At 69.7% G+C, this 26993-nt stretch carries 23 protein-coding genes; 11 read left to right on the forward strand and 12 right to left on the reverse strand.

The window, feature by feature from the left end; all coding sequences use genetic code 11:
• Positions 1 to 126 precede the first annotated feature (126 nt).
• The 3 genes from HPO96_RS36315 (at position 127) to hpf (ending at position 3133) form a co-directional block, all read left to right on the forward strand.
• Complete coding sequence (locus tag HPO96_RS36315) at positions 127 to 1185, forward strand: LpqB family beta-propeller domain-containing protein (RefSeq protein WP_272954793.1); 1059 nt, start codon at positions 127 to 129, stop codon at positions 1183 to 1185.
• A 700-nt stretch (positions 1186 to 1885) separates the two neighbouring features.
• Complete coding sequence (locus HPO96_RS39825) at positions 1886 to 2260, forward strand: ComF family protein (protein ID WP_337796951.1); 375 nt, start codon at positions 1886 to 1888, stop codon at positions 2258 to 2260.
• A gap of 249 nt (positions 2261 to 2509) precedes the next feature.
• Positions 2510 to 3133: a ribosome hibernation-promoting factor, HPF/YfiA family gene (gene hpf, locus HPO96_RS36325; protein WP_171679024.1), complete on the forward strand. Its 624-nt coding sequence runs from the start codon at positions 2510 to 2512 to the stop codon at positions 3131 to 3133.
• 65 nt (positions 3134 to 3198) lie between these two features.
• Here the strand turns inward: hpf and HPO96_RS36330 are convergent, their stop codons facing one another.
• Positions 3199 to 3999: a S1 family peptidase gene (locus tag HPO96_RS36330; RefSeq protein ID WP_171679025.1), complete on the reverse strand. Its 801-nt coding sequence runs from the start codon at positions 3997 to 3999 to the stop codon at positions 3199 to 3201.
• Between the two features lie 115 nt (positions 4000 to 4114).
• On the reverse strand, positions 4115 to 4897 hold the full coding sequence (locus HPO96_RS36335; RefSeq protein ID WP_171679026.1) for a hypothetical protein: 783 nt from the start codon (positions 4895 to 4897) through the stop codon (positions 4115 to 4117).
• 184 nt (positions 4898 to 5081) lie between these two features.
• Here HPO96_RS36335 and HPO96_RS39830 point away from each other — a divergent pair, with 184 nt between their 5' ends.
• The 8 genes from HPO96_RS39830 (at position 5082) to HPO96_RS36375 (ending at position 16685) form a co-directional block, all read left to right on the forward strand.
• On the forward strand, positions 5082 to 6431 hold the full coding sequence (locus HPO96_RS39830) for a BTAD domain-containing putative transcriptional regulator (protein WP_171679027.1): 1350 nt from the start codon (positions 5082 to 5084) through the stop codon (positions 6429 to 6431).
• The gene (locus tag HPO96_RS36345) at positions 6428 to 7957 is read left to right on the forward strand and encodes a BTAD domain-containing putative transcriptional regulator (protein WP_171679028.1); all 1530 of its coding nucleotides are present in this window, start codon (positions 6428 to 6430) and stop codon (positions 7955 to 7957) included. Before HPO96_RS39830 ends, HPO96_RS36345 begins: the two co-directional genes overlap by 4 nt.
• 32 nt (positions 7958 to 7989) lie before the next feature.
• Positions 7990 to 9357 carry a BTAD domain-containing putative transcriptional regulator gene (locus HPO96_RS36350; RefSeq protein ID WP_171679029.1) on the forward strand — a complete coding sequence of 456 codons (1368 nt, stop codon included), beginning with the start codon at positions 7990 to 7992 and terminating at the stop codon, positions 9355 to 9357.
• A gap of 30 nt (positions 9358 to 9387) precedes the next feature.
• The gene (locus HPO96_RS36355; protein WP_171679030.1) at positions 9388 to 9792 is read left to right on the forward strand and encodes an AfsR/SARP family transcriptional regulator; all 405 of its coding nucleotides are present in this window, start codon (positions 9388 to 9390) and stop codon (positions 9790 to 9792) included.
• Positions 9793 to 9919: 127 nt separating this feature from the next.
• Positions 9920 to 11200 carry a BTAD domain-containing putative transcriptional regulator gene (locus HPO96_RS36360; RefSeq protein ID WP_171679031.1) on the forward strand — a complete coding sequence of 427 codons (1281 nt, stop codon included), beginning with the start codon at positions 9920 to 9922 and terminating at the stop codon, positions 11198 to 11200.
• 1 nt (position 11201) lies between these two features.
• A complete protein-coding gene (locus HPO96_RS36365) occupies positions 11202 to 12413 on the forward strand; it encodes a winged helix-turn-helix domain-containing protein (RefSeq protein WP_171679032.1) in 1212 nt (403 codons plus the stop codon).
• Between the two features lie 185 nt (positions 12414 to 12598).
• On the forward strand, positions 12599 to 15526 hold the full coding sequence (gene secA, locus HPO96_RS36370) for a preprotein translocase subunit SecA (protein ID WP_171679033.1): 2928 nt from the start codon (positions 12599 to 12601) through the stop codon (positions 15524 to 15526).
• A gap of 202 nt (positions 15527 to 15728) precedes the next feature.
• Entirely contained in the window at positions 15729 to 16685 is a 957-nt protein-coding gene (locus HPO96_RS36375) for an NAD(P)H-dependent flavin oxidoreductase (protein ID WP_171679034.1), read from the forward strand.
• Here HPO96_RS36375 and melA read toward each other — a convergent pair.
• The 10 genes from melA to HPO96_RS36425 form a co-directional block, all read right to left on the reverse strand.
• Positions 16649 to 17944, reverse strand: coding sequence for an alpha-glucosidase/alpha-galactosidase (gene melA / locus HPO96_RS36380; RefSeq protein ID WP_171679035.1), 1296 nt, complete (start codon positions 17942 to 17944; stop codon positions 16649 to 16651). The two genes, HPO96_RS36375 and melA, sit on opposite strands and share 37 nt — an antisense overlap.
• Entirely contained in the window at positions 17941 to 18867 is a 927-nt protein-coding gene (locus HPO96_RS36385) for a carbohydrate kinase family protein (RefSeq protein ID WP_171679036.1), read from the reverse strand. Before HPO96_RS36385 ends, melA begins: the two co-directional genes overlap by 4 nt.
• A gap of 1 nt (position 18868) precedes the next feature.
• A complete protein-coding gene (locus tag HPO96_RS36390; protein WP_171679037.1) occupies positions 18869 to 19681 on the reverse strand; it encodes a carbohydrate ABC transporter permease in 813 nt (270 codons plus the stop codon).
• On the reverse strand, positions 19678 to 20601 hold the full coding sequence (locus tag HPO96_RS36395; protein WP_171679038.1) for a carbohydrate ABC transporter permease: 924 nt from the start codon (positions 20599 to 20601) through the stop codon (positions 19678 to 19680). Before HPO96_RS36395 ends, HPO96_RS36390 begins: the two co-directional genes overlap by 4 nt.
• Positions 20601 to 21893 carry an ABC transporter substrate-binding protein gene (locus tag HPO96_RS36400; protein ID WP_171679039.1) on the reverse strand — a complete coding sequence of 431 codons (1293 nt, stop codon included), beginning with the start codon at positions 21891 to 21893 and terminating at the stop codon, positions 20601 to 20603. The genes HPO96_RS36395 and HPO96_RS36400 overlap by 1 nt, the downstream gene beginning before the upstream one ends.
• Positions 21894 to 21927: 34 nt before the next feature.
• Complete coding sequence (locus HPO96_RS36405; RefSeq protein ID WP_171679040.1) at positions 21928 to 22749, reverse strand: endo alpha-1,4 polygalactosaminidase; 822 nt, start codon at positions 22747 to 22749, stop codon at positions 21928 to 21930.
• A 198-nt stretch (positions 22750 to 22947) separates the two neighbouring features.
• Complete coding sequence (locus HPO96_RS36410; RefSeq protein WP_337796952.1) at positions 22948 to 23646, reverse strand: helix-turn-helix transcriptional regulator; 699 nt, start codon at positions 23644 to 23646, stop codon at positions 22948 to 22950.
• Positions 23647 to 23676: 30 nt separating this feature from the next.
• Positions 23677 to 24714: a hypothetical protein gene (locus HPO96_RS36415; RefSeq protein WP_171679041.1), complete on the reverse strand. Its 1038-nt coding sequence runs from the start codon at positions 24712 to 24714 to the stop codon at positions 23677 to 23679.
• Positions 24715 to 24860: 146 nt separating this feature from the next.
• Positions 24861 to 25691, reverse strand: a complete 831-nt coding sequence (locus HPO96_RS39435) for an Rv3235 family protein (protein WP_171679042.1) — start codon at positions 25689 to 25691, stop codon at positions 24861 to 24863.
• Between the two features lies 1 nt (position 25692).
• Positions 25693 to 26979, reverse strand: coding sequence for a LysM peptidoglycan-binding domain-containing protein (locus HPO96_RS36425; RefSeq protein ID WP_202886866.1), 1287 nt, complete (start codon positions 26977 to 26979; stop codon positions 25693 to 25695).
• Positions 26980 to 26993 lie beyond the last annotated feature (14 nt).

A 26993-nucleotide genomic window follows, 5' to 3' on the forward strand; every position in this document is an offset into this window, starting at 1 on the left:
TGTTCGCCTCGTCGGCCGCGCCGCTCAGGCGGATGTAGATCGAGGCGAGCGGGCGTCGGGACTGCAGCTTCGGGACGCCGTCGGCGTAGCGCGTAGGGGTCATGGTTACGCAGATTACCCGTTCATCTGGGGACGGCGACGGTCACGCTCAACGACGCGGCCGGACAGCTGCGCGACACCGAACGCCGGGCGCTCGCGGCGCAGATCGTCTACACGCTCAACCAGATCAGTCTGCGCGTGCAGATCACCGTGAACGGCGCGCCGCTGCTACCCGAATCGCCGGAGGTGCTGCCGATCTCGTTGTTCACCGAGTTCGACCCGGCGCCGTCCACCGGCCAGATGGCCAACCTGTACGGCCTGCAGGGCGGCAAGGTGCAGCGGATCGAGGGCCTCGACGACGGCGCCGAGAACGCCGCCCGGCCGCTGACCACCAGCCCGCTCTACCAGCACCACGCGGAGTCCTTCGCGGTCAGCCTCCGGGCGGACTCCGGGGCCATCGTCACGACGATCGGCGGCGAGCGGGTGGTCGCGTACGCGAAACTCGACTCGGAGGAGAACGGCAAGAACGAGCCGATCAAACAGATCGAGACCCAGGGCAAGGTGCTGCGGCCCAGCTACGACTTCTCCGACAACCTCTGGATCCTGGACCGCGCCGACAGCGCGTCCCCGCGCCTCCGCGTCCGCACCAAGGACGGAACCGTCGAGCAGGTGGACGCCGACTTCCGCGGCCAGCGCCCGCAGGCGATCCGGATGGCGCCGGACGGCGTCCGTGTGCTCCTGGTGATGAAGGCGGTCAAATCCGGGCAGAACTCCGTCCAGACCGCCTCCATCCAGACCGACGACGAGAGCAAGAAGCTCAAACTCGCCCAGCTCCGCAACCTCGAGGTCCCGCTCACCGCGATCACCGACGCCGCCTGGTCCAAGAAGGGCATCCTGGTCGCCGGCGTCGCCGTCGGCAACAACAGCAGCGCCCCCTGGCTGGTCAACCCCGACGGCTCCAGCCTCCAGCTCCTCCCCGGCGCCACGGCCGAGTTCCCCATCAAAACCATCGCCTCCAACCCCAACGTCGACACCCTCCCCGTCTTCGGCGACACCGACAACCACATCCACTGGCAGTCCCGAGACCTCACCTGGACCTCCCCCAACGACACCACCCGAGAAATAACCCCCACCTACCCCGGCTGACCCCCACCCCTGTTTGCTGGGCCCACCCACCCCTTTGCTGGGCCCACCCACCTGTTTGCTGGGCCCGCTAGGCCTGGTGTGGGTGGGCCAGCTGCAGGCGGTTGGCCCACCCACCCGCGGGTTGGCTGACCAGCCAAACGCGGTGGTTCGGTGGGCGGGGTGCCGACGAGCGGGTAGAGGTCGGGGGACCGGGCGTGCCGAGTGCGAGGTGCGGCGCGTTTGCCGGCGGCTCGCGGACTATTACCCGTTCGTCGGCATGGGTGGGGCGTGGCTCGTTCGTCGGCGTGGGTGGGGCGCGGCTTGTTCGTCGGCACGGTGGGCTCGGCGTGGGTGGGTTATCCACAGGTCGGGTGGGAGGTGGTTGCGGGGGCGGGGGACGGGTGGGGAGGGTTGGGGGGTGTGGGATGCGGTGGTGGATTTGGTGGTGGGTGGGGGGTGTGTGGGGTGTGGGAAGGCGGGGGTTGGGGTTTGTCGGGGGTGTCGGGGGGAGTTGGCGGGGGCGCGGGGGTTCTGGGTGCGGGAGCGGCCGCTTGGGGTGGCGCCGGTGGTGGCTGGGGTGGTTTACGGGGATCCGGTGCGCGGGGTGGTGGTAGCTCATAAGGAGCGCGGGCGGTATGGGTTGGCTCGGGTGTTGGGTGGGGTGCTGGCGGGGGCTGTGAGGCGGGTTCTGGGCGAGCGGGCGGGGGTTTGGGTGGTGCCGGTGCCTTCGCGGGCGGCGACCGTACGGCGGCGCGGGCATGATCCGTTGCGGCGGGTGGCCCGGGCGGCGGTGCGGGAGTTGCGGCGGCAGGGGGTGGCGGCTCGGGTGGCGCCGGCGTTGCGGGTGACGCGGCGGGTTCAGGACCAGGCGGAGCTGTCGGCGGCGGCCCGGATGGCCAACCTGGACGGGGCTTTCGCGGTCCGTTCGCGCTGGGCTGAAACGCTGACGGATCAACCGATCGTGGTGGTCGACGATGTGATGACGACCGGTTCCACGCTCAGCGAGGCGTGCCGCGCCTTGGAATCACGGGGAATTCCGGTGCTCGGCTGTGCCGTGGTGGCCGCGACCCGGCTGCGGCTGTCGTCTGGTTCATGAGAACTTCCCTACCGGTTTTCGCCGAAGCCGACTAGCGTTGGCCTATGACACCCGCACGGGCTTGTCGGGCAGTGATGTGGAGCAGGACCGGATCAGCCGGATTCCTTTCCACCGGCTCCGACCGGCCGGGCCGCGGGTGTCTGTCGTTTCGGGCGCCCCGTGTCCAATTACCGGCATCAAGGAGTTGATGGTCCGAGCTTTCGGGGGACCGGAGACGTAACAAGAAGTCGCCGATCGATGGAGGTTTCCGTGGACGTCGTTGTCAAGGGTCATCACTGCGAGGTCAGTGACCGCTTCCGGCAGTACGTCGAGGAAAAACTCGAGCGAATCGAGAAGGTCGATCACCGGGTACTGCGGTGCGAGGTGGAAGTCAGCCAGGAGAAGAACCCGCGACAGCACGATCGTGCGATGCGTGTCGAGCTCACCATGTACACCAAGGGTCCGGTGGTCCGCGCGGAGGCGTGCGGCGAGACCAAGCAGGCCGCGTTCGACGTCTGCCTGGACCGGCTGCGGGCCCAGGTCCGCAAGGCGGCCGACCGGCGCCGGGTGCACCGCGGTGAGCGCGCGCCGGAGGGCCTGCGGCAGGTGAACGTGAAGCAGCCGCTGAACGGCGCCGCACCGGTGGAGGAGCCGGCCGCCGAGGACGAGGTGGCCACGTACAAATTCGGCTCGCTGACGGTCACGGGCGACGGCCCGCTGGTCATGCGCGAGAAGACGCACACCGCCAAGCCGATGTCCCTTGACCAGGCTCTGTACGAGCTGGAGCTGGTCGGGCACGACTTCTACCTGTTCGTCGATGCCGACGACAACCAACCGAGCGTCGTCTACCGGCGCCGCGGCTACGACTACGGCGTGATCCGCCTGGCCGTCTGACCGACAACAAACAGCGGGGCCGGGCAATCAGCCCGGCCCCGCTTTTCCTTCCCCTGTGAAGGTCCCTAACCGATCTGCTCCTGCAGGGTGGCGGCGTACGTCGCGACCTCGGCGTAGACGCCCGGGTTACCGGCGTCCGCGCACCCGACGCCCCAGGAGACGACGCCGAACAGGCGGCCGTTCAGGACGAGCGGGCCGCCGGAGTCGCCCTGGCAGGAGTCCTTGCCGCCCTGCTCGAAGCCGCCGCAGATCTCGTCCGGCCCGGAGAAGCCCTCGTCCGCGTAGGCCTTGGCGCAGTACTCGTCACCGAGCACCGGCGCGTCCACCTTCTGGAAGGTGTCCTTCGGGCCGCTGCCCTCGGTCTCACCCCAGCCGTAGACGACCGCCGCGGCGCCGACCTTGTCGGCCGCTGCCTCCGTCTCCAGCGGCAGCGTCGGTACGCCGGTGAACGGCGTCGCCAGCGTCAGGACGGCGACGTCGTGGCCGGCCTTCTGTCCGTAGTCCGGGTGGATCCAGACGCTGCTGATCTTCGACTTCTTGCCGCCGGGATCCGTGAGGACATCGAGCCCCTGGATCGCCGTGAACGTCGCGACGTCGTAGCCGCTCACGCAGTGCGCCGCGGTGACGAGCTTGTCGGCCTTGACCAGCGTCGAACCGCACCACTGACCGCTGGGTGAGGGGGAGCCGCTGTTGTTCAGCGCGACCGCCCACGGCGTGTCGGCGGTGTTCGCCTTCTCGCCGCCGACGATCCGGGTCTTCGGGCCGTCCGGCGAGGGGGCCGCGGTCGCGGTCACCGCGCCCAGGGACGCGGCCAGCACGGCGCCGGCGGCCACCAGGACGCGCACCAGCTGAAGTCTTCCTGTCATGCCTCACACTCCAGGGGTCATTGGCCGTGCGGGCGGCACGGCCTGACCGAAGACTCTCCCGGCTACCCGGGGTAGCGCACCTCTCACTTGCGGTAATACCGAAGTTATGACCTGCTCAGAGGCCCATCGCCTTCCCATCCAGGGTGTCCGCCGCCGGCGGCGCCTTCGGCGCGGTCAGCCGGTTGAAATCGCTGAACCGGAGCGCCTCGCCGCCGCTCTCCATCTGCACCGGCTGAGCGGTCCGGCGATCCACCCACAGCGTTCCCTCGCCGTCGTTCAGGCCGATCGCCGGGACACCGTCCACGGTCTTCGCGGCCGTCTTGGTCAGCTTCCCGCTGGGCACGAACACCCCGGCGATGAAGGTGTCCCGGGTGGCCAGCTCGACCAGCGCCTGGAAGCCGCTGTCCTTGGGCTGGCTCAGCTTGATCCACTTGTCGCTCATCAGCTTGACCATCACCTCGGTCTCGGCCGCGCTGACCTTGTCCTCCTTGGCCATCTGCCGGACGGCCTTCTCGGTCATCTGCAGATAGACGGTCTTGCCGAGCACGATGATCCGGGTGGGCACCCCGGCGGTCGTGAACAGACCCTGACCACCGGTCTTGGTGAGGTGGACGTCGATCGACGTCTTGCCCTCGGCATCGACGAACGAGCCGCGGACGCGGAAGCTGCTGCTCGTCTGCGCGACGCCCTTGGCCTTGGCGAACAGCGCCGGGGCGGCGAGCGTGGACAGGTCCGGCGTCGTGGGGGTCGGGGTGGGAGTCGGCGTCGGCGTGCTTGCGGACGCCGGCGGCGGGGTGGACGGCTGGTTGCCCGCGGCCGAGTCGCCGCTGCCGCAGCCGACGGCCGCGGTCGCGATCAGCAGGCCGGCGGCAGTGCTGCGAATCCAGGGGAAGGACATGGTGTGCTCTCTTTCCGGTGCACCGCCCGATCGGTCGGTGTTCTGGTAAAGACCATTACTCATCGCAGTCTGCGCTCGCTGCGGTCCGACTGCCGTCCACTGCGCTCCCACTGCCGTCCAGTGGTCTGCTGTGGTCCGACCGGCTGGATAGAATCCGGCGACGGTTCGGGTTCGGGAGGCCGGGGTGGACGACGCAGTGCGGTTCGAGCTCCTCGGACCGCTCCGGGCGCGCCGTGGCTCGGCTGAGATCGACCTCGGGCCGGCTCGGCAGCAGGCGGTCCTCGCGGCCCTGCTGCTCGCCGCGAACGACCCACTGCCGGCCACCGAGATCGTCGACCAGGTGTGGGGCTCCGACCCACCCGAGAACGGCGCCAACGTCGTCCAGAAGTACGTCGCTGGGCTGCGACGCGTCCTGGAGCCGGAGCGGACGCCGCGCGCCGCTGCACAGACTCTGACGTTGACACCTACCGGCTACCGGCTCACGGTCTCTCCGGGCGGCTCGGACCTCGGCGAGTTCACCAGCCGCGTACAGCAGGTCCAAGCGCTCCGGGCGCTCGGTCGGTGTGTCGAGGCCGCCGCAGAGGTCCGCAGCGCGCTCGCGCTGTGGCGGGCCGAGCCGCTGGCCGGTCTGCCGGGTGGCTACTTCGACGCCGTCCGTGCTCAGCTGGCCGAGAGCCGTGCCGACGCGTTGCAGGAGTGGGCTGAGCTGGAGCTCGAGCAGGGGCACGAGGCGACCTTGCTGCCGGAGCTGACGCGGCTGATCGCCGAGTACCCGGACCGCCAGCGCCTCCGCGCCGCCCAGGTCGTGGCGCTCTACCGCACCGGCAGGCAGGCCGAGGCGCACATGTCGTACCAGGAAGCGTTGCAGCTGAGTGGTGGTCGCCCAGGCCCTGAGCTGCAGGGTGCATACGCGCAGTTGCTCCACAAGGCCCAGCCGCCGGCTGAGCGGGTGGTCGACGAAGTGCGCCCTTTCGGGCAGCCTCCGCCGGTCTGGCAGCCGCTTCGGCTGCAGGACCGGCTCCTGAAGGTGGCGGCCGTGCTCGTGCCGCCAGTCACCGGCGGCCTCGGCTGTGGGCCGATGATGGCCGTGCTCGCCGTCCGACGCCGGAGCTGGCGGTTGGCCTTGGCTGCGGTCGGCTACCTGGTGCTGTCGTTCGCTGGTCCCATCGTGATCGGCGAGAGCGAGACCGACGAGTTCAGGCCGATCGACGGGGTCATGGTGACGCTGTGGGTGCTGACCATGCTGGTGTGCAGCCTGCACGCGGCCTGGCTCGTTCCGGCGCGCCAGAGCCCGCGGCCCGTCCAGGTGCTGGTCGACCTGAACAGCGCGCCGCTGGCGGTGCTGCGTACCCTGCCTGGTGTCCCACCGGAACATGCGGCGCTGATCATCGCCGAACGCAATCACCGTGGCCCGTTCCGCTCGTTGGAGGATGTGGCTGCGCGTGGCGTGTTCTCATGGCCGTTACCGCGGCCGATCGCTGACGTCGTACTAGTTGTGCCTGTCGAGGACGCCCCCAAGGAGGAGCGCCGGTGAACGAAGTACCGGTCCGGTTCGATGTGCTCGGACCACTGCGGGTCACCCGCGGGCAGGAGGAGCTGGCGCTCGGCCCCGCCAAACAGCAGGCCGTGCTCGCGACGCTGTTGGTGACGCCGAACCAGGTGATCCCGACTGCGCGGATCGTCGCCGCCGTCTGGGACGACGAGCCGCCGGTGAACGGGACGAACGTCGTCCAGAAGTACGTCGCCGGTCTGCGCCGGATCCTGGAGCCCGACCGGGCCCCGCGGAGCGCGGGGAACCTGTTGATCCTGGAGTCCGGCGGCTACCGCGTCGTCGTGACGCCGGGCTGTTCGGACGTCGACGAGTTCGAGACCCAGGTGCGTGCGGCCCGGGAGTTGCGGCGAGCCGGTGAGCTGGCCGAGGCGTCCGAGAAGCTACGGCAGGCGCTCAGCCTCTGGCGGGGTGAGCCGTTCGCCGGTCTGGCCGGGGCGGTCTTCGACGAGGCCCGCAAACAGCTGGCCGAGCTGCGCGCCGGTGCGATCGAGGACCGGGCCGAGATCGAGCTGGAGCTCGGCCACCACGGTCTGCTGGCCGAAGAGCTCCCCGAACTCGCTGCGGCGTACCCATTGCGCGAGCGCCTCCGCGGCGCCCAGATGTTGGCCCTGTACCGCGCCGGTCGCTCGGAGGACGCTGTCGCGGCGTACCGCGATCTGCACGACCATCTGGTCGGGGAGTACGGCGTCGAGCCCGGTCCGGAGCTGCAGCAGCTTCAGGCGCGCATTCAGCGCAACGACCCGGCCCTCCGGCAAGCGGGCGGTGGTGCGACAGCTACTGCGGTTGCCGAGCCGCCGGCGATCATCTCCCGTCGCGGCGGTCGGGACTGGTCGCTCGGGCGCGGCTGGCCGGTCTCCATGTCAGATCTGATCCCGCCGCAGCGCCCGCGCCTCGGGCGCATTCTGATGAAGGCGGCGGCTGTCTTCATCACGGTGATCACCTTCGGGCTCGGCAGTGTGGCCGGGCTGTTGGTCCTGTCCTACTTGCGCCGGCGCAAGACCCTTCTGCTGGCCGCGCTCGGTTATTTCGCCGTCTGGCTGATCGGCCTCCTCCTGATGGCGTTCAGCGACTCCGACAGCAGCTCGGCCATGGCCGGGTTCGGATTCATCGTGCTCGTGGTCGAGGTGATCGGCAGCGCGGCACACGTCGGCTTCACCGTCGCACCGGTGTCGGTACGCCGAATCCGCGCCCTGGCCGCCCTCGACCAGCGGCTGCGCGCCCGCCAGGTCCTCGAGCGGGACCCGGCGTTCGCCCGGTCGCTCGGGATCGGCCTCCCGCATCTGCACCGCGAGTACGACGACGGCGGGCTCGTCGACCCCAACGAAGTACCCGCAGGCGTTCTGACCCGCATCCCCGGCGTCAGCGCCCAGCACGCCGCGCTGATCGTCGCCAGTCGCGAGCAGCAGGGCCGGTTCAACAGCATGTCGGACCTGTCCGACCGCGGCCTCTTCCCGTCGCCGCTCCCGGACGCCGTCGCGACATTCCTGGTGATCCTCCCCGCGCCATAAGATCCAGCTTCGCAACAGATCTGGGGGTCTGAGTGGGAGCTGTTGAGTACGAGCTGCTCGGACCGCTCGTCGTACGCCGAAGCGGGGCTCCGGTCCCGGTCGGAGCGCAGCGTCAGTTGCTGGCGACGCTGTTGACGCAGCCGAATCGGCCGATGGACGTCGGCGGACAGGACGTCCGTGACGACATCGAGCAGATCCGGGAGCTGGTCGACCCGCACCGGCCGCAGGGCACCGACGGCGCGCTGATCGAGCTCAGCGACGGCCGGTACATGCTCTGCATGGAGCGTGACGAACTGGACCTGTTCCGGTTCGAGGACGCCGTCGCCAAAGCCCGCAAGCTCCGTGACCAGGACCGCCGCGACGAGGCTGCCGACGCATACCGAGGCGCGCTGAAGATGTGGCGTGGCGAGCCGTTCGCCGGGCTGAGGGGCTACCCGTTCGAACAAGCCCGGTACCGGCTCAACGAGCAGTGTCTGACCGTCGTCGAGGACCTGTACGAGGTCGAGCTCGCCCGCGGCCGCCACGAGGAGGTCCTGCCAGAGCTGTCCGCAATGGTCGCGCAGCACCCGCTGCGGGAGCGCACCAGGGCCGCGCTGATGATCGCCCTCTACCGAACCGGCCGGCAGCCGCAGGCCCTCGCGGAGTACCAAGAGCTCGCGGCACTCAACCCCCACCCTTCCCTGGCCCTGAAGTCGCTCTGGGCGCGCATGTACAACTTCGACCCGCTCCTGATGCTGCCCGTCGCGCCGGCCGCGCCCGCCATGCAGCCGTCCGCACGGCCGCGGCCGAAGTCGGTACCCCACTTGACGGAGCCGGCCAAGGCACTGGGCGGCCTCGCGATGTCGCTGTTCACCTGCGGGATCGGCGCGGTCATCTACTTCATCTATCGCGCCATCGAGCGCCGTAGACCCTCGCTGCTCGCCCCGGCCGCCGTCTACACCGCCGTGCCGATCCTGACCTTCGCATCCGACGACGGGATCCTGGTGGCCATTCCGCTGGCCATCGTCGCGCTGGTCCACGTGCTCGTCGACCTGTTCATGCCCGAGCACCGCTGGTGGCCGCGCACCTGGTGGCCCTACAGCCGCAAGTCCCGCGAAGCGGGCCGAACCCGCGACTATTGGCGCCGCTACGCCCGCTACAACCCCCAAGCCGTACGCCAAGCCGGCATCGGCCGCCCGGACCTCGGCCGCGGCGCCGACGACGGCGGCCTGATCGACCTCAACACCGCCCCCGCCGACCTCCTCACCACCCTGCCCGGCGTCACCCCAGAAGTAGCCGCCCGCATCCTCCAACAACGCCTGTCACCCCCCTTCACCCGACCCGAAGACCTGGAAACCAGAGGCGTCGTCAAACTCACCGCAGAACTACGCGACCACCTCCTGATCCTGCCGCCGCCGTAGGATCACGATCGGATCAGGCCTGGGGGCTGGATGGGGAATGTGACGTACGGGCTGCTCGGTCCGCTCGTCGTGCGCCGAAACGGAATCGCGGTCCCGTTCAGCCAAGGGCATCGGCTGTTGGCGACGTTGCTGCTGCATTCGAACACGCCGGCTCATATCGGTGGGCGGCATGTCTGGAGCGAGGTCGCGAAGCTCCGAGAGCTGGTCGACCCGGATCGGCTGCCCGGCACCGATGGCGCGTTGATCGAGCTCAGCGAGGGGCCGTACATGCTCTGTCTGCAGCGTGATGAGCTGGACCTGCTCCGCTTCGAGGACCTGATCGGCGAGGCCGCCGAGCTCGGAGACCAGGAGCGGTACAACGAGTGGGCTGCCGCCTACCGGTCCGCCCTCGCTTGTTGTCGAGCCGCCACCCGTCTGAGAGCTCGCCTCGGATAGACCTCTCTCGCCGGTAAAATCGCTGCTGAACAACAGGAGAGGGAGGCCCATGGGGAGTGTTCGCTACAGCGTGCTCGGGCCGCTTGTTGTGCGGCGGGCGGGGGTTTCGCTCTCGGTTGGGTCTGAGGTGGAGCGACGGGTTTTGGGGGCGTTGCTGACTGCTCCGAATGAGCCAGTTGCTGCGGCGGATCTGTTGGCGGCGGCGTGGCCGGACGGTGGGCCGGAGGACGCGTCGGAGCAGTTGAGCGAGGCCATCGACGTACTGCGGGATCTGGTGGACCCACATCGTTTTCCGGGGGCCGACGGCAACCTCATCCATCTGTCCGGTGATCGGTACATGCTGTGTGCGGACCGGGCGGATGTCGACAGCTTCGGCTTCGACGATGCGGTTCTCAGTGCTAGGGCCGCTCGGGGGCGAGGCGATCTGGAGGCGGCGGGGGACGAGTTGCGTGCGGGGCTCGGCAGGTGGCGTGGTGCGCTGCTGGAGGGGTTCGACGGAGCGTTCTTCGCGGCGGTGCGGGAGCGGTTCGAGGACGTGCGGCTGCAGGCGTTCGAGGCGCTGTACGAGGTTGAGCTGGAGCGCGGGCTGCATCACGAGATCCTGCCTGACCTCGCGCAGCAGGTGGCCGCTCACCCGCTCCGTGAGGGTTATCGCAAGACCTTCCTGCTGGCGCTGTACCGCACCGACCGCAAACAGGACGCCCTGAACCAGTACGCCGAACTGCGCAAACGGCTGCAGCGGATGGAGAACCGGTCGCCGTCGGCGGACGTGCGCGAGCTGGCCCGGCGGATCGCCGTCGACGACCCGACCCTGCTGCCGGAGTCCGAGCAGCCGGTCCCGGTGCCCCGCGCCAAGCCGAAGCGCTACCTCGACCACGTGCCGCTACCCCCGCCTGGCGGTCCCTTCCAGTTCAGCCAGCCACATCCCCTCCCGGCCGTTCAGCTGCCCCCGACCGCTGTCCACGTCCCGCAGCCGCCTCCCCACCCGGTTGCGCCTGTCCTACCGCTGCCTCCAGCGGCTGCTCCGCTCGTGGTGGCGCCACAGCCGTTCCAGGTCCACAACCCGCTGGCTGCAGCGGCGGTGCTGCACCCGTCTCCGCCGGCGCGGCGTGCCCTGCCCGACCAGCGGCGCCGGTTTGCGCTGAAGGCCGGAGCAGTGGTGCTGTCGTGGGCGACGCTGGGAGTGGCGCCCGCGATCATTGCCGGGGTGATGGCCTACCGGCGCCGAAAGTGGTGGCACTTGGTCCCGGCGCCGTTGTACCTGGCCGGGAGCACAGCGTTCTTCCTCCCCGAGGAGGCGACCGGCTGGCCGCTCGTCGGCTACTACGTGATCATGCACCTCGCCAGCGCGCACATGATGATCTCGGTCGCGCCGCGTTCTGTCGGTGGGCCCGGGCAGAATCCGTGACATGAGTACGCAGGTGTTGTCGACGGCCCAGGCGCGGCGGGTGGCGCTGGCGGCCCAGGGGTTCATGGATCCGCGGCCCAAGGGCGTTCCGGATGCGCGGGCGCTGTCCCGGGTGCTCGGCCGGATCGGGTTGCTCCAGATCGACTCGGTCAACGTGCTCAGCCGCGCGCAGTACCTGCCGCTCTACTCCCGCCTCGGTCCCTACCCGCGCGAGCTGCTCGACCGGGCGTCCGGCAAGGGCCCGCGACGCCTCGTGGAGTACTGGGCGCACGAGGCGTCCCTGCTGCCCGTCGAGACGCATCCGCTGATGCGCTGGCGGATGGCCCGCGCCGAGACGGAGGCCTGGGGCGGTCCGCGGTCGATCGCCAAGGAGCGTCCTGACCTGGTCGAACAGGTGCTCGCCGACGTCCGCGAGCACGGTCCGTTGACGGCCCGCCAGATCGACGACGACGTCGAGCGCTCCCGTGAGCACTGGGGGTGGAACTGGTCGGATGTGAAGCGCGCCCTGGAGTATCTGTTCTTCGCCGGCGAGGTGACCGTCGCCCGGCGTAACCAGCAGTTCGAGCGTGAGTACGACGTACCGGAGCGCGTGCTGCCCGCAGCCGTCGTCCAGACCCCGACGCCGACGCTCGACGAGGCGCACCGCGGGCTGGTGTCGATCGCGGCCCGGGCGCACGGCGTCGCGACCGCGCAATGTCTGAAGGACTACTTCCGGACGGCGCCCGCCCCGACGGCTCAGGCGATCGCCGAGCTGGTCGAGGAGGGCGAGCTGCTGCCCGTTCAGATCGACGGGTGGAAGCGCCCGGCGTACCTGCATCGGGATGCCCGGCTGCCGCGCCGGGTGAACACGCGGGCCCTGGTCAGCCCGTTCGACTCGCTCGTCTTCGAGCGGACGCGGACGGAGGTGCTGTTCGGCTTCCGGTACCGCATCGAGATCTACGTCCCGGCCGAGAAGCGCGTCTTCGGGTACTACGTGCTCCCGTTCCTGCTCGGCGACCGGCTGGTCGCCCGCGTCGACCTGAAGGCGGACCGGGCGGCCGGCGTCCTGCTGGTCCAGTCGGCGCACGCCGAGCCCAAGGCCCCGGCCGAGACTGCCGAGGAGCTGGCCGCCGAGCTGGTCCAGCTGGCCGGCTGGCTCGGTCTGGAGCAGGTCCGGATGGTCGGCGGCGGTGACCTCGCGCCAGCGCTCAGCCACGTTCTGCGAGGTAGCTGACGGGTTAACGGGAACTTTCCGCCACGCCTGAGCGTGGGGGAGATACAGGCGAGGGCACGCTGCGGGCGTGGCTTGGCACACCGCGCCCCGTACGATGGGGGGCGCACGTCGTCCCACCGGGGCGGCCGTGCCCGTCGGCATCGGCCGCAACCAGGCGTTCAGCAGCAAGGAGAGAACTCCCCACCATGAAGGTGATCGACAAGGTCCTGCGGATCGGCGAAGGCAAGATCCTGCGTCAGCTCCAGGGCATCGCGAAAGTGGTCAACTCGATCGAGGACGACTTCGTCGGCATGTCCGACGAGGAGTTGCGGGGTCAGACCGCGGAGTTCAAACAGCGCCACGAGAACGGCGAGTCGCTCGACGCGCTGCTCCCGGAGGCCTTCGCCGTGGTCCGGGAGGCCGCCAAGCGGACGCTGCACCAACGCCACTACGACGTCCAGATCATGGGCGGCGCCGCGCTGCACCTGGGCAACATCGCCGAGATGAAGACCGGTGAGGGCAAGACCCTGGTCGGCACGCTGCCGACGTACCTGAACGCGCTGTCCGGCCGCGGCGTGCACGTGATCACGGTGAACGACTACCTGGCCAAGTACCAGGCCGAGTGGATGGGCCGGGTCTACCACTTCCTCGGCGTCGACTACGGCGTGATCCTGCCGGACATGACCCCGGCCGAGCGCCGCGAGGCCTACGCCCGGGACATCACCTACGGCACCAACAACGAGTTCGGCTTCGACTACCTGCGCGACAACATGGCCTCCAGTATCGAGGACTGCGTGCAGCGCGAGCACAACTTCGCGATCGTCGACGAGGTCGACTCGATCCTGGTCGACGAGGCCCGGACGCCGCTGATCATCTCCGGCCCGGCCGAGGACTCCCAGCGCTGGTACGTCGAGATGGCCAAGATCGCCACCGTGCTGAAGCCGCGGATCGCCGACGACAAGGTGCCCGAGGACCAGCGCCCGGTCGCCGACTACGAGGTCGACGAGAAGAAGCGCACGGTCGCCATCCTGGAGCGCGGGATCGAGAAGGTCGAGGACCGGCTCGGGATCGACAACCTCTACGAGTCGGCCAACACCCCGCTGATCTCGTACCTGAACAACGCGCTCAAGGCCAAGGACCTGTTCCGCAAGGACAAGGACTACGTCGTCGTCGACAACGAGGTGCTGATCGTCGACGAGCACACCGGCCGGACGCTGCACGGCCGCCGCTACAACGAGGGGCTCCACCAGGCGATCGAGGCCAAGGAAGGCGTCGAGATCAAGGAGGAGTACCAGACCCTCGCGACGATCACCCTGCAGAACTACTTCCGCCTCTACGACAAGCTGGCCGGGATGACCGGTACGGCGATGACCGAGGCCGCGGAGTTCTCCAAGATCTACAAACTCGGCGTCGTCCCGATCCCGACCAACAAGCCGATGGTCCGCGCCGACGAGCGGGACCTGATCTTCCGCACCGAGGACGCCAAGTTCGACGCCGTCGTCAAGGACATCGTCGACGTGCACAAGTCGGGCCAGCCGATCCTGGTCGGCACCACCAGCGTCGAGAAGTCCGAGCGGCTGTCGGCGCAGCTCCGCAAGGAGAACATCGCGCACGAGGTGCTGAACGCCAAGCAGCACGCGCGGGAGGCCGCGATCGTCGCCGAGGCGGGCCGCAAGGGCGCCGTCACGGTGGCCACCAACATGGCCGGCCGCGGTACCGACATCATCCTCGGCGGCAACCCCGAGCACCTGGCCGACAAGGAGCTGCGCTCCCGCGGGATCGACCCGGCCGAGGAGCCCGAGCAGTACGAGGCGGAGTACCCCGCGCTGCTGGAGAAGTGGGAGAAGCAGGTCAAGGACGAGCAGGCCGAGGTCCGCGAGGCCGGCGGGCTGTACGTGCTCGGCACCGAGCGGCACGAGTCGCGCCGGATCGACAACCAGCTGCGCGGTCGTTCCGGCCGCCAGGGCGACCCGGGCAAGTCCCGTTTCTACCTGTCCCTCGAGGACGACCTGATGCGCCTGTTCAAGCGCGAGATGGTCGACTGGGCGATGTCCCGTAACGAGGACGACAGCCAGCCGCTGGAGAACAAGATCGTCACCAAGGCGATCGCGTCCGCGCAGTCCCAGGTCGAGGCGCAGAACTTCGAGACCCGGAAGAACATCCTCAAGTACGACGACGTGATGAACCGGCAGCGGCATGTCGTGTACGACGAGCGCCGCCGGGTGCTCGAGGGCGCCGACCTGCGCGAGCAGGTCGCGGACATGCTCGACGAGACCGTCACCGGCTACGTCCAGGGCGCGACCGCCGACGGTTTCGCCGAGGACTGGGATCTCGACGCCCTGTTCACCGCGATGAAGACGCTGTACTCGACCGAGCTGACCGAGGAGGGTCTGGTCGAGGAGGCCGGCGGCGAGAAGTCCGGCCTGACGCAGGACTTCCTGATCGAGCGTTTCCTCGAGGACGCCAAGGCGGCGTACGAGCGGCGTGAGCAGCTGCTCGGCGAGGACGCGATGCGTGAGCTCGAGCGCCGCGTGGTGCTCAGCGTGCTGGACCGCAAGTGGCGTGAGCACCTCTACGAGATGGACTACCTGCGCGAGGGCATCGGCCTGCGCGCGATGGCGCAGCGCGACCCGCTGGTCGAGTACCAGCGCGAGGGTTACGACATGTTCGCCTCGATGATGGAGTCGATCAAGGAGGAGTCGGTCGCGTTCATCTTCAACGTCGAGGTCGACATCGACGCGATGCGCGCCGAGATGGAGCAGAACGCCGCGGCCGAGGCGGCCGGGGTGGATCTTGACCTGAACGGCGCCGGTCTCGAAGGCCGCCGCGTCCAGGACATCCTGACGCCGGGCGCCCCGGTGGCAGAGGTCCCGGGCCGCGTCCAGGACGAGGAGCGCCCGGCGGCGCCGCGGCTGCGGGCCAAGGGCCTGACCGGTGACAAGAAGCCGCAGCGGCTGACCTACTCGGCCCCGACCATCGACGGCGACGACGAGGTCTCCGTGATGGGCGACGCCGTCGACGAGGGTTCGCTGATGTACGCCGGCACCCCGCGCAACGTCGCCTGCCCGTGTGGCTCGGGCAAGAAGTACAAGCGCTGCCACGGCGACCCCCAGTCGGACGCCTACAAGTTCTGAGCACCACCCCCAGCGGCCGGTCCCACCTCGGGGCCGGCCGCCGGCTTTTGCCCGAAGAACAGGACGTAGTCGGCTACGCAGCCGACCTCGCAAGCGGCGGAGGCTCTGTCGCAGGCGCTGGATCGGTAACCACCTCCTGTCGTTCGTGCTTGTGTGGTGTGGGGCATGGCGGCGGGGGAGGGGCGTGTGGTGTGTTGGGGGTATGTGGCTGAGTGAGCGGTTCGGGGTTTCGGTGCCGGTGGTCGGGGCGCCGATGGCGAATGTGAGTGGCGGGAAGCTGACGGCGGCGATCTCGGCGGCGGGCGGGCTGGGGATGCTGGGGGCCGGGTCGGCCGTGAGCGCCGAGTGGATTCGGACCGAGGGCGCGATCGCGGCGGCCGGCGGCAAGCCGTGGGGGATCGGGCTGATGGCCTGGTCGGTGGCCGAGCGGCCCGAGCATCTCGCGGCCGTGCTGGAACTGAGGCCACAGCTGGTCTCGTTGAGCTTCGGCGACTATTCGGCGTACGTCGGTCCGCTCCGGGACGCCGGGATCGTCGTCGCCACCCAGGCCGGGACGGTCGCGGACGCGCGCGAGGCGATCGCCGCCGGGGTCGACGTGATCGTCGTCCGCGGGGCCGAGGCCGGCGGCCACGGGCGGAACGCGGTCGGCACCCTTCCGCTGCTCCAGGCCGTCCTGGACCTGACGGACCTCCCAGTACTGGCCGGCGGCGGCATCTCCGGGCCGCGCGGGCTGGCCGCCGTACTGGCCGCCGGCGCCGCGGGTGGCTGGATCGGTACGGCGTTCCTCACCTGCGTGGAGGCCCTGACGGCGGACGCCGTCCGGCAGCGGGTGATCGCGGCGGACGAGACCGACACCGTGTACGGCACGGTCTTCGACGCGGCGTCCCGGGCGGGCTGGCCGGACGAGTTCGGCGGCCGTGCGCTGCGGAACGAGTACTTCGACCGATGGGAGGGTCGCGAGCAGGAGCTGAAGACGGACGACGCCGGCCACGCCGACTACGTCGAGGGGTCGCGCGCGGCCGACACCAGCCGCGCCTCCATCTATGCGGGGCAAGGCGTCGGCGCGCTGACCGGGCAGCCCACGGCCGCCGAGGTCCTCGACGGCTTCGCGGGCTACCGGAGCTACTTGCAGGCGGCCCTCAACGGCGGCGCCAAGTAGTTGCCATGGGCAGCTACCAGGTCGTCGCAGAGCGCCCAGATCTGCTCGACCGGTAGCGCCCCGGCGGTGGCCGGGTCGACCATCACAGCCTGCCGGATCGCGCGCGGATCGCCCTCGATCGCGGCCTTGATCACCAGCTCGGCGACGTTCAGGTACGAACGGTTGAGCGCCGCGCACTGCGCCGGCAGCGCGCCCACCGACGTCGGCTGCACCCCGGAACCGTCCACCAGACAAGGGACTTCCACCGCTGCCCCGGCCTGGAGGTTGGTGATCAGGCCGTCGTTCGGCACATTGCCGTAGACCGTCCGGGGCGTGTTGGTGACGATGCTGTGGATGATCTGCGGCGCGTACTCCGCGGTCGGCTCGACCGTGAGCGGCGCACCCGCCTTCAGCGCATCCCGGGTCGCCTCGTACGACGCCACGTTGTCGGCCACGATCCCGAGGTACGCACCGACGGGAAGCCGGAGTCGCGAGATCTCCTCCGGATGACCGAGGTACCACGGCACGTACTCCGACGAGTGCTCACTCGTCTCGGTCGGGTAATACCCGAGCCGCCGGTACATGTCGACCCGCACCCGGCGCCGCAGCTCCGGGTCGCCCGCGATCAACTCGTCCAACCGCTCGTACAGGTCAACCCCGTCACGCTCGAACCGCAGCACCCACGACTGATGATTGACCCCCGCCGCCCGGTACGTCACCTCATCGAGCGGTACGCCGACCAGCGCGGCCAGGTCGTGCATCGTCCAATGCACCGAATGACACAGCCCCACCGCCTTCCGCACCCCCAGCGCGGCGAGGTACCCGACATTCATCACCATCGGATTCGTGTAATTCAGCAGCCAGGCCTCCGGGCAAACCTCCGCGATATCCCGAGCGAGCCCTTCGAGCACCGGAAACGTCCGCAGCGCCCGAAAAACCCCACCGACGCCGAGCGTGTCGCCAATAGTCTGCCGAATCCCATACCGTGCCGGTATTTCGAAATCCACCCGAGTCGCCGCATTCATTCCGACCTGGACGATGTTGATCACAAAGTCGGCGCCATCGAGCGCCGCCCGCAGCTCCACATGAGACGTGATCTGCGGCGAGACCCCCTTCTCCCGCGCCAAATAGGCCGCCGCTCCTGCCGCCGTCTCCAACCGCTCCGGATCAATATCGTGCAGAGCAATCTGCAACGGCCCGAGGTCATAACCGAAAAGATCGGCCAACAGCCCTTGGGTGAAGACCACGCTGCCTGCGCCCACGAACACGATCTTCGTCATGCGATCACACTCGCGATGGCTTCGTCCCAGGTCGGCTGAGCGGCGGTGCCGCCGGGTGCTCTGGTCGACAGCGAGCCGCAGGCGGCGGCCAAGGCCAGGGCTCGGTCGCGACCGGCGCCCTTGAGAACGGCGGCCACGAAGCCGGCATCGAAGCTGTCGCCGGCGCCCACTGCATCCACGTAGTCGACCTGCAGGGCCGGGGCTGTAGTCACCTTCACCCCGTCATGTTTCAACGCGCCGGCAGCGCCGTTCTTGACGACGACGAGCGGGCCGCGGCGGGCGAGGATGCCGGCGGCATCTGGCACCGTGGGGTGGCCGGTGAGCGCCTGGGCCTCGGCGGCGTTGGGGAGGAAGTAGTCGGTGACGCGGAGGACCGGATCGAGAACCATCCGGTCCCAGCGGGCGGTGGGGTCGTCGTTGGGGTCCAGAGAAGTGGTGGCCTTGGCGGCTTTCGCCTCCTTGAAGAGGGCGGCGAGGCCCGCGGCGAGGGCAGGCATCAAGTAGAAGGACGCCGCGTGCACGTGCCGGGTCGAGCGGAGCAGGGAGAGGGGGACGTCGTCCGCCGTGGTGCTCGGCATGCAGCCGGGGGAGGTGAGCATGGCGCGGTCGTCGCCCGATGTGAGCACGGTCGTCAGCGGCGTCGGCAGCGCAGGGTCGACGATCAGGGCGGAGACGTCGACGCCGCGATCGGCGAGCGCCGTCCGGACGAAGTCGCCCGCCGGGTCGGCGCCGACGCGGCCGACGAAGGCGACGCGGAGGCCGAGGCGCGCGGCTCCGCACGCCATGATCGCCGCGGAGCCGCCGAGCAGCAGCGCGCCCGAGGGGACGAGCCGCTCGCGCTGGCCGAACAAGATGGGTTGCTCGACAGGCCCGACGACCACGTCGGGGTTGGCATCGCCGATCACCAAAAGGTCGTAAGTCATATCAGCCCTTGATTCCGGTAGCAGCCAGCGAACGGATGAACGCCTTCTGGGCCAGTAGAAAGCCGAGCAGCACCGGCAGCACGGTGATGACGTTGCCCGCCATCACCGCCGCCCACTGCGTGTGGTGCTGGCCCTGGAAGGTGGTCAGTCCGAGCTGGAGGGTGTAGTTGGTTTCGCTGTTGATCGCGATCAACGGCCAGGTCAGGTCGTTCCACGTGCTCAGAAAGGTCAGTACGGCGACTGTGCTCAAGGCCGGCCGGGCCAGCGGCAACACGATCGACCACAGGATGCGCAGCCGCCCGCATCCGTCGATCCAGGCGGCCTCTTCGAGCTCCCGCGGCAGGCTGACGAAGAACTGCCGGAACAGGAACACCGCCAGCGGTGTCACCAGCGCGGGCACGATCAGCGCGCCGAGCGTGTCGATCAGCCCGAGCTGCTTCATCACCAGGAACGTCGGGATCATCGTCAGCTGGAACGGGATCACCATCGTCGCCAGCATCATTCCGAGCACAACCTTCGACCCGGCGAACCGGATCCGCGCGAACGCGTACCCGCCCAGCGACCCGAGCACCAGGTTCGCCGTCACCGCTACCGCCGAGACGATCAGCGAGTTCAGGAACCACTGCGGGAACAACGCGTTCCCGATCACGTACCGATATCCGCCGAGATCGACTTTCGACGGGATCAGCGCCGGTGGAAACCGGTTGATCTCCGCGTTGCTCATCACCGAGCTGACCAGCAGCCACAGCAACGGCAATGCGAACAGCAACGCCAGCGGCGCCAGTACGAGGTGCCACGCACTCGGCCGCCTCATCGCGCCGCCCGCCGTCGCGAGATCTGCAGCCCGATCCCGATCACCAGCAATGCCACCGCCAGCGCGTACGCCGCCGCGGCGCTGTAGCCGGCCGTGAACGTCTTGAATGCCTTCTCCCAGATGAAGTACACGATCACCGTCGTCGATCCGAGCGGCCCGCCCTTCGTGGTCACGAAGACCAGATCGAAGACCTGCAACGCGTTGATCGTCTGGAACAGCAGCAAGAACACCGTCACCGGTGTCAACGTCGGTACGACGACATGCCGCAGGATGCCGAACCGCCCGGCTCCGTCGATGCGGGCCGCCTCGACCAGATCGGCCGAAACCCCTTGCAGACCAGCCAGATAGACGATCACGCAGAACCCCGTGCCACTCCACAGCGAGATCGCGACCAACAGGTACAGCGCCTGATCGGGGTTGCTGAAGAAGCCCTGCGCGGGCAGTCCGACCTTGTGCAGCAGGGAGTTGGCCACGCCGAACTCCGGGTCGAGGACGAACGAGAACAGCACGCCCTGCGCGGCCGCCGACACCACGAACGGCACGAAGACGAGCGTCCGGTAGAGCCCGATCAGCCGGATCTTCCGATCGAGCGCCACCGCGATCGCCAGCCCGCCGACCACGCTGAGCGGCACATAGAGCGCCGCGTAGATCGCCGTGTGCTGCACCGCCGAGCCGAACGCCGGATCCTGCATCAGCGCCCGATAGTTGGCCAGCCCGACCCACTCACTCGGCGACACCAGGTCATTCACCTGGAACGACAGCAGCAACGACCACAACACCGGGACGACGCTCAACCCGAGAATCAGCAGCACCGACGGGCTGACGAACGCCCACCCGGTCGCGCCCTCGGACCGCCGGCGCCGCTTGGCGGCCGCCTGAGCCCGCGGGTCGAGGGTGAACGTGCCGACCACACTCGCCATCAGCTCGGCACCGCCAGGACGCCGTTCGACTGCTCGACGGCCTGCCGGATCGCGTCGTCCGGGCTCTTCTTCCCGAGCAGCACCGAGACGATCGCCTCGCCGAGGAACTGCGAGATCTTCGGGTACGCCGGGATCGTCGGCCGCACCTTCGCCGTTTCGAGCGCGTCGACGAAGACCTTGAGCCCTTCGGTCTCGGCGGCGTGTTTCGTCCAGGCCGGGGTCGCGGCGGTCGCCTTGCTGAGCGGCAGGCTGCCGCCCTCGACGTCCCACTTGATGTCCTGTTGCGGTTGCCCGAGCCAGTTCACGAACTCGGTGGCCGCCTTGACCTTCGCCTTGCCGTTGTCGAAGACGGTCCAGGTGTCCGGTCCGGAGATCGTCACCGGCTTCCCCGAGTACGTCGGCAGCGGGACCACGCCGTAGTCGACGCCGCGGGTGACGATGTCGGGCAGCTGCCAGGGGCCGGTGGCGACCATGCCCATCCGGCCGCCGAGGAAGACCTGGTAGAGCTGCTCGCCACCAGGTTTCGGGTCGACGTACAAGGACTTGTCGGTGCGCAGCCGGTCGAGGGTGCCGAGTGCTTGCGCGCCGACCTGGTCGAACGCGACCTTCTTGCCGTCTGCGGAGACCACGTCGCCGCCGAGGTCCCAGATCATTGGCCACAGGCGCCAGACGGTGTCCTCGTCGCCGACGCCCGGCCAGCCGGTACCGAAGACGCCCTTGGCCGGGTCGGTGAGCTGCTTGGCGGTGCTGGTGAAGTCGTCCCAGGTCCAGCCCGGTTTCGGCGCCGGGAGGCCGGCCGCCTGGAAGAGTTTCTTGTTGTAGACCAGGCAGAGCGAGTCGAGCAGGGCGGGCGCGGCCCGGACCTTGCCCTTGACCGTGACGGCGTCCCGCGCGGCCGGCCAGTGGTCGTCGAGGCGGAGCGCGCCGGTCAGATCGGCGACCTTCGGGCTGCGGGTCAGGCTGGCGAGGTCCGACCCGAAGATGTACGCGACATCCGGGTAGGACCCCGCCGCCAGACCCGCGGTGACCTTCTGCAGCATGCTGTCCGCGGTGACCCCGCCGCCACCGCCGCTGACCCGGATCCCCGGGTGGGTGCGGTTGAACTCGTTGATCAGGGCATCGATCGCGGCCTTGCCGGTGTCGACCTGGCCGTGCCAGAGCTCGACGTCGACAACGCCGTTGGTTGCCTGATCGTCCTTCTTTCCGCAGGCGGCCAGGGCGCCGGCGGCGGTGACGGCCGCGGCCGCCCGAAGGACATCGCGACGGGACAGGGCAGGGGCATGCTGAGACATGACGGTCTCCAGGTGAGGTCTTACGGGGAAAGGATCAGCAGGTCTTGCGGACGTAGCCGGAGCTGCCCGGTGTCGACACGGCGACGTCCCGCTGGACGATCGTCAGCGTGTTCTTGAAACCCGCGCATGCTGTCCGGCGGCCGGCGTCGGTGTACTCGATCACGATCACGTTGTTGCCGAAGGCATTCACATAGTCCTGGCACTCGTCCCATTCGCCGCACTCCTCGGCGACGGCGAAGTCCAGGCCGATCGACTGCCGGTCACCGGCCAGCTCGACGGTGTTCTTCTGCGCGATCGCGAGGTTCTTCGAGTGTGAGTGGGTGGCGAGCAGCTTCAGGTACGCCTTGGCGTGGGACGCGGTGAGCAGGTTCTTCGAGCGGGTGTAGCTGTCGTAGTTGTCGGGCTCGATCGCCTTGTACCCCTTGGCCGCGCAGCCGTCGATCCAGCCGTTCACCTTCGCGGCGACGCGGGTGCGCTTGTCGGCGGTGCGCAGGTCGAGCAGCGGCTCGCCCCAGTCCTCGTCGATGACGAGGTTGCCCTGGGCATCGCGCAGCAGCAGGTCGGAGGCCCACTGCCCTTGCTCGCCGGGCTGGACCTGGAACGCGTTCACGTAGCAGATGTTGTAGAGCCCGGCGGCGATCGGCGCCGTCCGGTCGCGGGTGACGACCTGGACGCCGGACGGCGGCGTGTACGGCCCGCCGATCTGGTAGTCGAACTTCGCGTGCGTGGGCGGGAGGGTCGCGGCCGCGGCGGCGGGCGCGCTGTTGTGGACGGCGGTGTAGACGGCAGTCACCGCGAGGGCGGAGGCCAGAGCGGCCAGGAGCAGACGGCGAGATGCTGAACGGCGAACGGACACGATTGCTCCATCGGTCCCGGGGACGCTACCCCGCCTCGGGCTCGCCGTTCCGGCCGCCCTGGCGCCTGAAAACCGGACTTCGGATCACCGATCCGCTACCGGCTGGGTGCGTCACTGCGGCCAAGGTTAAGGCTCGGCCCCGGGCTGCCGTCAAGGACCAAGCTGCAAACGAGTGCGCAGAACCTCAGCTAAACGTCGCTACTGCGCAGCGATCAGCGCGCGGGGCGGGACGCCGGTGAGCGCCTTCACCTCCCGGGTCAGGTGCGCCTGGTCGGCGTACCCGGCGCCGGCCGCGACCTCGGCCAGGGCGAGGCCGGCCCGGGCGCGATCGAGGGCGACGTTCATCCGCAGGACGCGGTCGAGGGTCTTGGGCCCGTAGCCGAAGGCCTGCAGTGATCGCCGGTGCAGCTGCCGCTCGCTCAGCCCGACCCCGGCGGCCAGCTCACGGACGCCGCGCTTCAGCCCGTCGGCTCGGATGCTGCGGACGATCTGCCGGATCAGCCCGTCGGCCGGTGCGGTCAGCTCGGCGACTGCCAGATCCAGCGCGGTGGCGGGGTCGGCGTCGGATCGGACCCGATCGAGAAGTCGCCGGCTGCGCCTTGGTGACCACAGCTCGCTCAACGCGACCCGCTCGTTCAGGAGGGCCTCCGCCGGTACGCCGAGGAACGCCGGTGCGTCACCGGGCGCGAAGCGGAGGCCGACGTACCGAGTCCCGGCGGTGGCGGAGCCGATCCAGGCGCGATTGTCGGGGCCGGCGACGACGAGTTCGTCGTCCATCAGCAGCAGATCCATGCAGCCGTCGGGCAGCACGCGGTACTCCCCGCCCTCGGCGGTCCGAGTCCACACCTCGGCGCCGGGGAGGAGAGCTGGACGCTCCCGGTACGGCTCGACTGGCACTCGTCCAGTCTGCAACGGGCCACCGACAATTCACTGGTCGGGCGTCCGCCAGGGCGCATCCGTCGACATGATTGACCTGATCGCCGTCGGTACGTCGGCCGCCGTCCCGTACGTCGCTTGGAGCTCGATCCGCCAGCCGGCGACGTACGCCGTGTGCGACGTACCGTCTTGGTGCTGCTGGAGCCATTGCCGGACTCCTTCGATCCCCGGGCCCTCGACCAGCTCGTACGTCGTTTCCGCCAGCTCGCCGTACGCCGCGAGGTTGGCCGCCTTCGTGGCGCCCGCGCCGGAGTCGTTGATCGAGATCAGCAGGTAGGTGATGCCGGCTGCGCCGAGGTCCGTCATCCGCACGGCTCTGCTGCCTTTGCCGTCGCGGAGTGGGCTGGTGCAGTCCTCGTCGTTGGCGCTGCAGGTGAAGCCCTGCTTCTTGAGCAGGATCGCGAGGGTGCGCTCGGCGGTCTCAGCGGCCAGTTGGGGCGCGGCGAGCGGGGTGCTGTCGGCTTTGGCCGCGCTGAGCGCGGTGCCGGCCGCGCCGTTGCTCAGCGCGTATTTGCCCCAGAGGCCGTCGAATTCGGCGTCTTGGCCGACGAGGTCGTTCAGCTTGTCCTTGTCACCGCGGAAGACGACCTTGGCGGTTGCGGCGAGGTACGGCTTGAAGGCGGCGGTGGTGCGGCTCGCCTGCGTGCTGGTCGATTTGGCATTGATGCCGGTGACGGTTCCGTCGGTCCGGTACTGGAAGACGACCTCGCTCTGGGTTTCGCCCCGGTCGGCCCAGCTGAAGCAGCCGGCCAGGCCGCCGCCGGCGACGGTGTAGCGGACGGAGCACTCCATCCGCTTGCCGATCAGGGCGCCGTACAGCTCGCGCGCTTGGCCGGACACGCCGCCGCCGACCGTGACCGGATTGGCGCGGCTGGGGGCCGGGCGGTCGGTCCTCGCGACGCCGACCACGGCGATGACGGTGATCAGGCCGAGCGCGGCGATCAGCACGCTGCCGCCGACGATCAGCCCGATCACCAACCCGCTGGGACCGCGTCTGGGTGGTGGTCCTTGATACCCGCCGTACGCCATGACCTCGAACCTAGCCCGCGGCGGTGTCAGCTCCCCGGCATCACCCCAGTGCACGCCGGTTGTCGTTCTCCTGAGCGACTTTCACGGTACGCCGATCCGCGCATCATCAGGTGACAGCCGCCGCTCGATCACGTTGCGAGCGTCGGTCAACCGACCTCGAGCGCCGTGCACACCCACCGGTTCCGGCGGACCTCCATCCGCAACGCGATCGCCTGCGACCGGCTCCCGTGCCGGACATGCGCCGCCACCTCAGCCACCCCCGCCCGCGGCTTGCACACCCGCACCGACCGCAATGCGCATCGCTCCTTCGACACCCGCCCCGACGCATTCGTGCTCAACCCCAACATCCGCACCCGCCGGTTCAACTCGAAGAACACCTCTTCATCCGTGAACCGCACCAACTGCGCCGCCGGCCGATCCCCACTCAAAACCTCCGCCACCGCCTGCGCCAACCGCCCACCCCACTCCCGAGCCTCCGGCACCCCCACCCCCTCCCCACCAACCGCCCCCTCCCCCTCAACCCGCCCCAGCGCCTGCCGCCGCAACGCCAAAGCCCCCACACTCATAGCCCCCGCAAACCGAACCCCCGCCGGCACCTCCCGCCCAACAACCCCCGCTCCCGCCGCGCCCGCTCTCGCCGTGCCGCCGCCCGCTCCCACAGCCGCTGCGCCACCGCCAGCCGCCCCCGCTCCCACGTCGGCCGCGCGGCCTTCCGCGCCGAGGCCCGGCGCGGCTTGCAGCTTGCGGCTTGCGCGTCGCGGCGCGCCCACACTCACCAACTGTTCCATCACAGCACCCCCGATCTTCGGTTTCTGCTCCTGCCGCACACCTGTGACGGCCTGCTCGGCGAGCCCTGGCTCCACCGTCTCCGCGCCCGGCACCTTCGTACCCCCGGGGCGCAGCTCGACCACCTCGGCAAGTTCTCCGGGGCGAGAAAACTGGTAGGGGCTGTCGGCAGCTACTTCGGCTCGGCTCATGTCAGTTCTCCTGCTGGGTCGACGGGCCGGGCGCCTGCAGCACCTGGCCGGGAAGAATCAGATCCGGGTCCGGGCCGATGACCCGCCGGTTCGCGGCATACCACTCGCCAGCTCGGACGGCGATCGCCCGGTAGCTCGCGCCGCCCCCCAACTCGCGCGCCGCAATCGCCCACAAACTGTCGCCGCGCCGCACAACAAGCTCACCCCCCTCAACCTCGGCAAACCGCCCCACACCTCCCGGCCGATCCGGCACCCCAACACGCTCACGCCCCACCCCCGCGCGAGCACCCCGCTCACCAGCCTCCGGCCCAGCAACCTGCGCGCCGTCAGCCGTGCGGACGACGTGCTCCCCGGTGTGCGCCCGGGCAACCTGCTCCCTGTCCGCCGTGCGAGCACCCCGCTCACCGGCGTCCGGCCGGGCAATCCGCTCCCCGTCAGCCGTTTCCGCGCGCGGGCTGCTCGCACCCTCCGCCGCCGGCTGCACCGACGACTTCGGCTCCGTGGCCCGCCAGTTCGCATCCGACGCCCCGCTGAACCGCACCGACGACTTCGGCTCGGTAGCTCGCCACTCAGCCTGAGCCCCACCCCGCCCCGCGGCCCGCTCGCCGCCGAGCTCGACCGACTTGGGTTCAGTCGCGCGCTGCGCCGAAGTCCGCCGTGCCGACGCCTCCCCGCCGAGCTCGACCGATGACTTGGGTTCGGTCGGCCGTGACGCGGCTTGGGCCCCGCTCCGCCGGACGGGCGTCTCTCCGCCGAGCTCGACCGTCGACTTGGGTTCGGTTGGGCGGGATGCGGCTTGTGCTCCGCTTTGCCGGGCGGGTGTCTCGCCGGTGAGCTCGACCGATGACTTGGGTTCGGTTGGGTGCTGCGCCGTGCTCCGCTGCGCCGACGCCTCCCTGCCGAGCTCGACCGTGGACTTGGGGTTGGTGGTTTGCCAGGTGGGGGTGGGGTGGGCGGCTTGGGTTGTGGTGAGGGTCAGGGGGGTGACGGCGGCTAGGCCGAGGGTGGAGCGGAGGAGGGTGCGGGCCGCGGTGGAGGTCAAGCGGCCGGCGCAGGCGCCGGCGAGTGCGCCGATGACGCCTGGGGCTTGTTCCAGGACTGTGGCGAGGACGACGAGGACGAGCCAGCTGTAGGCGACCCAGCCGACTGTGCCGAGGGCGAGCACCGTCAGTGAGTCGAGGTCGTGGCTGTTCGCCGCGGTGATCGAGCCCGCCGTCATCCAGCGCAGCGCGAGCCCGAGCGCGCCCAGCGCCGCGACCCCCAGCAGCCCTTTCACCGCTCGAACCATCCCGTTCACCCCAC

Source organism: Kribbella sandramycini (assembly GCF_013131805.1).
Taxonomy (GTDB): domain Bacteria; phylum Actinomycetota; class Actinomycetes; order Propionibacteriales; family Kribbellaceae; genus Kribbella; species Kribbella sandramycini.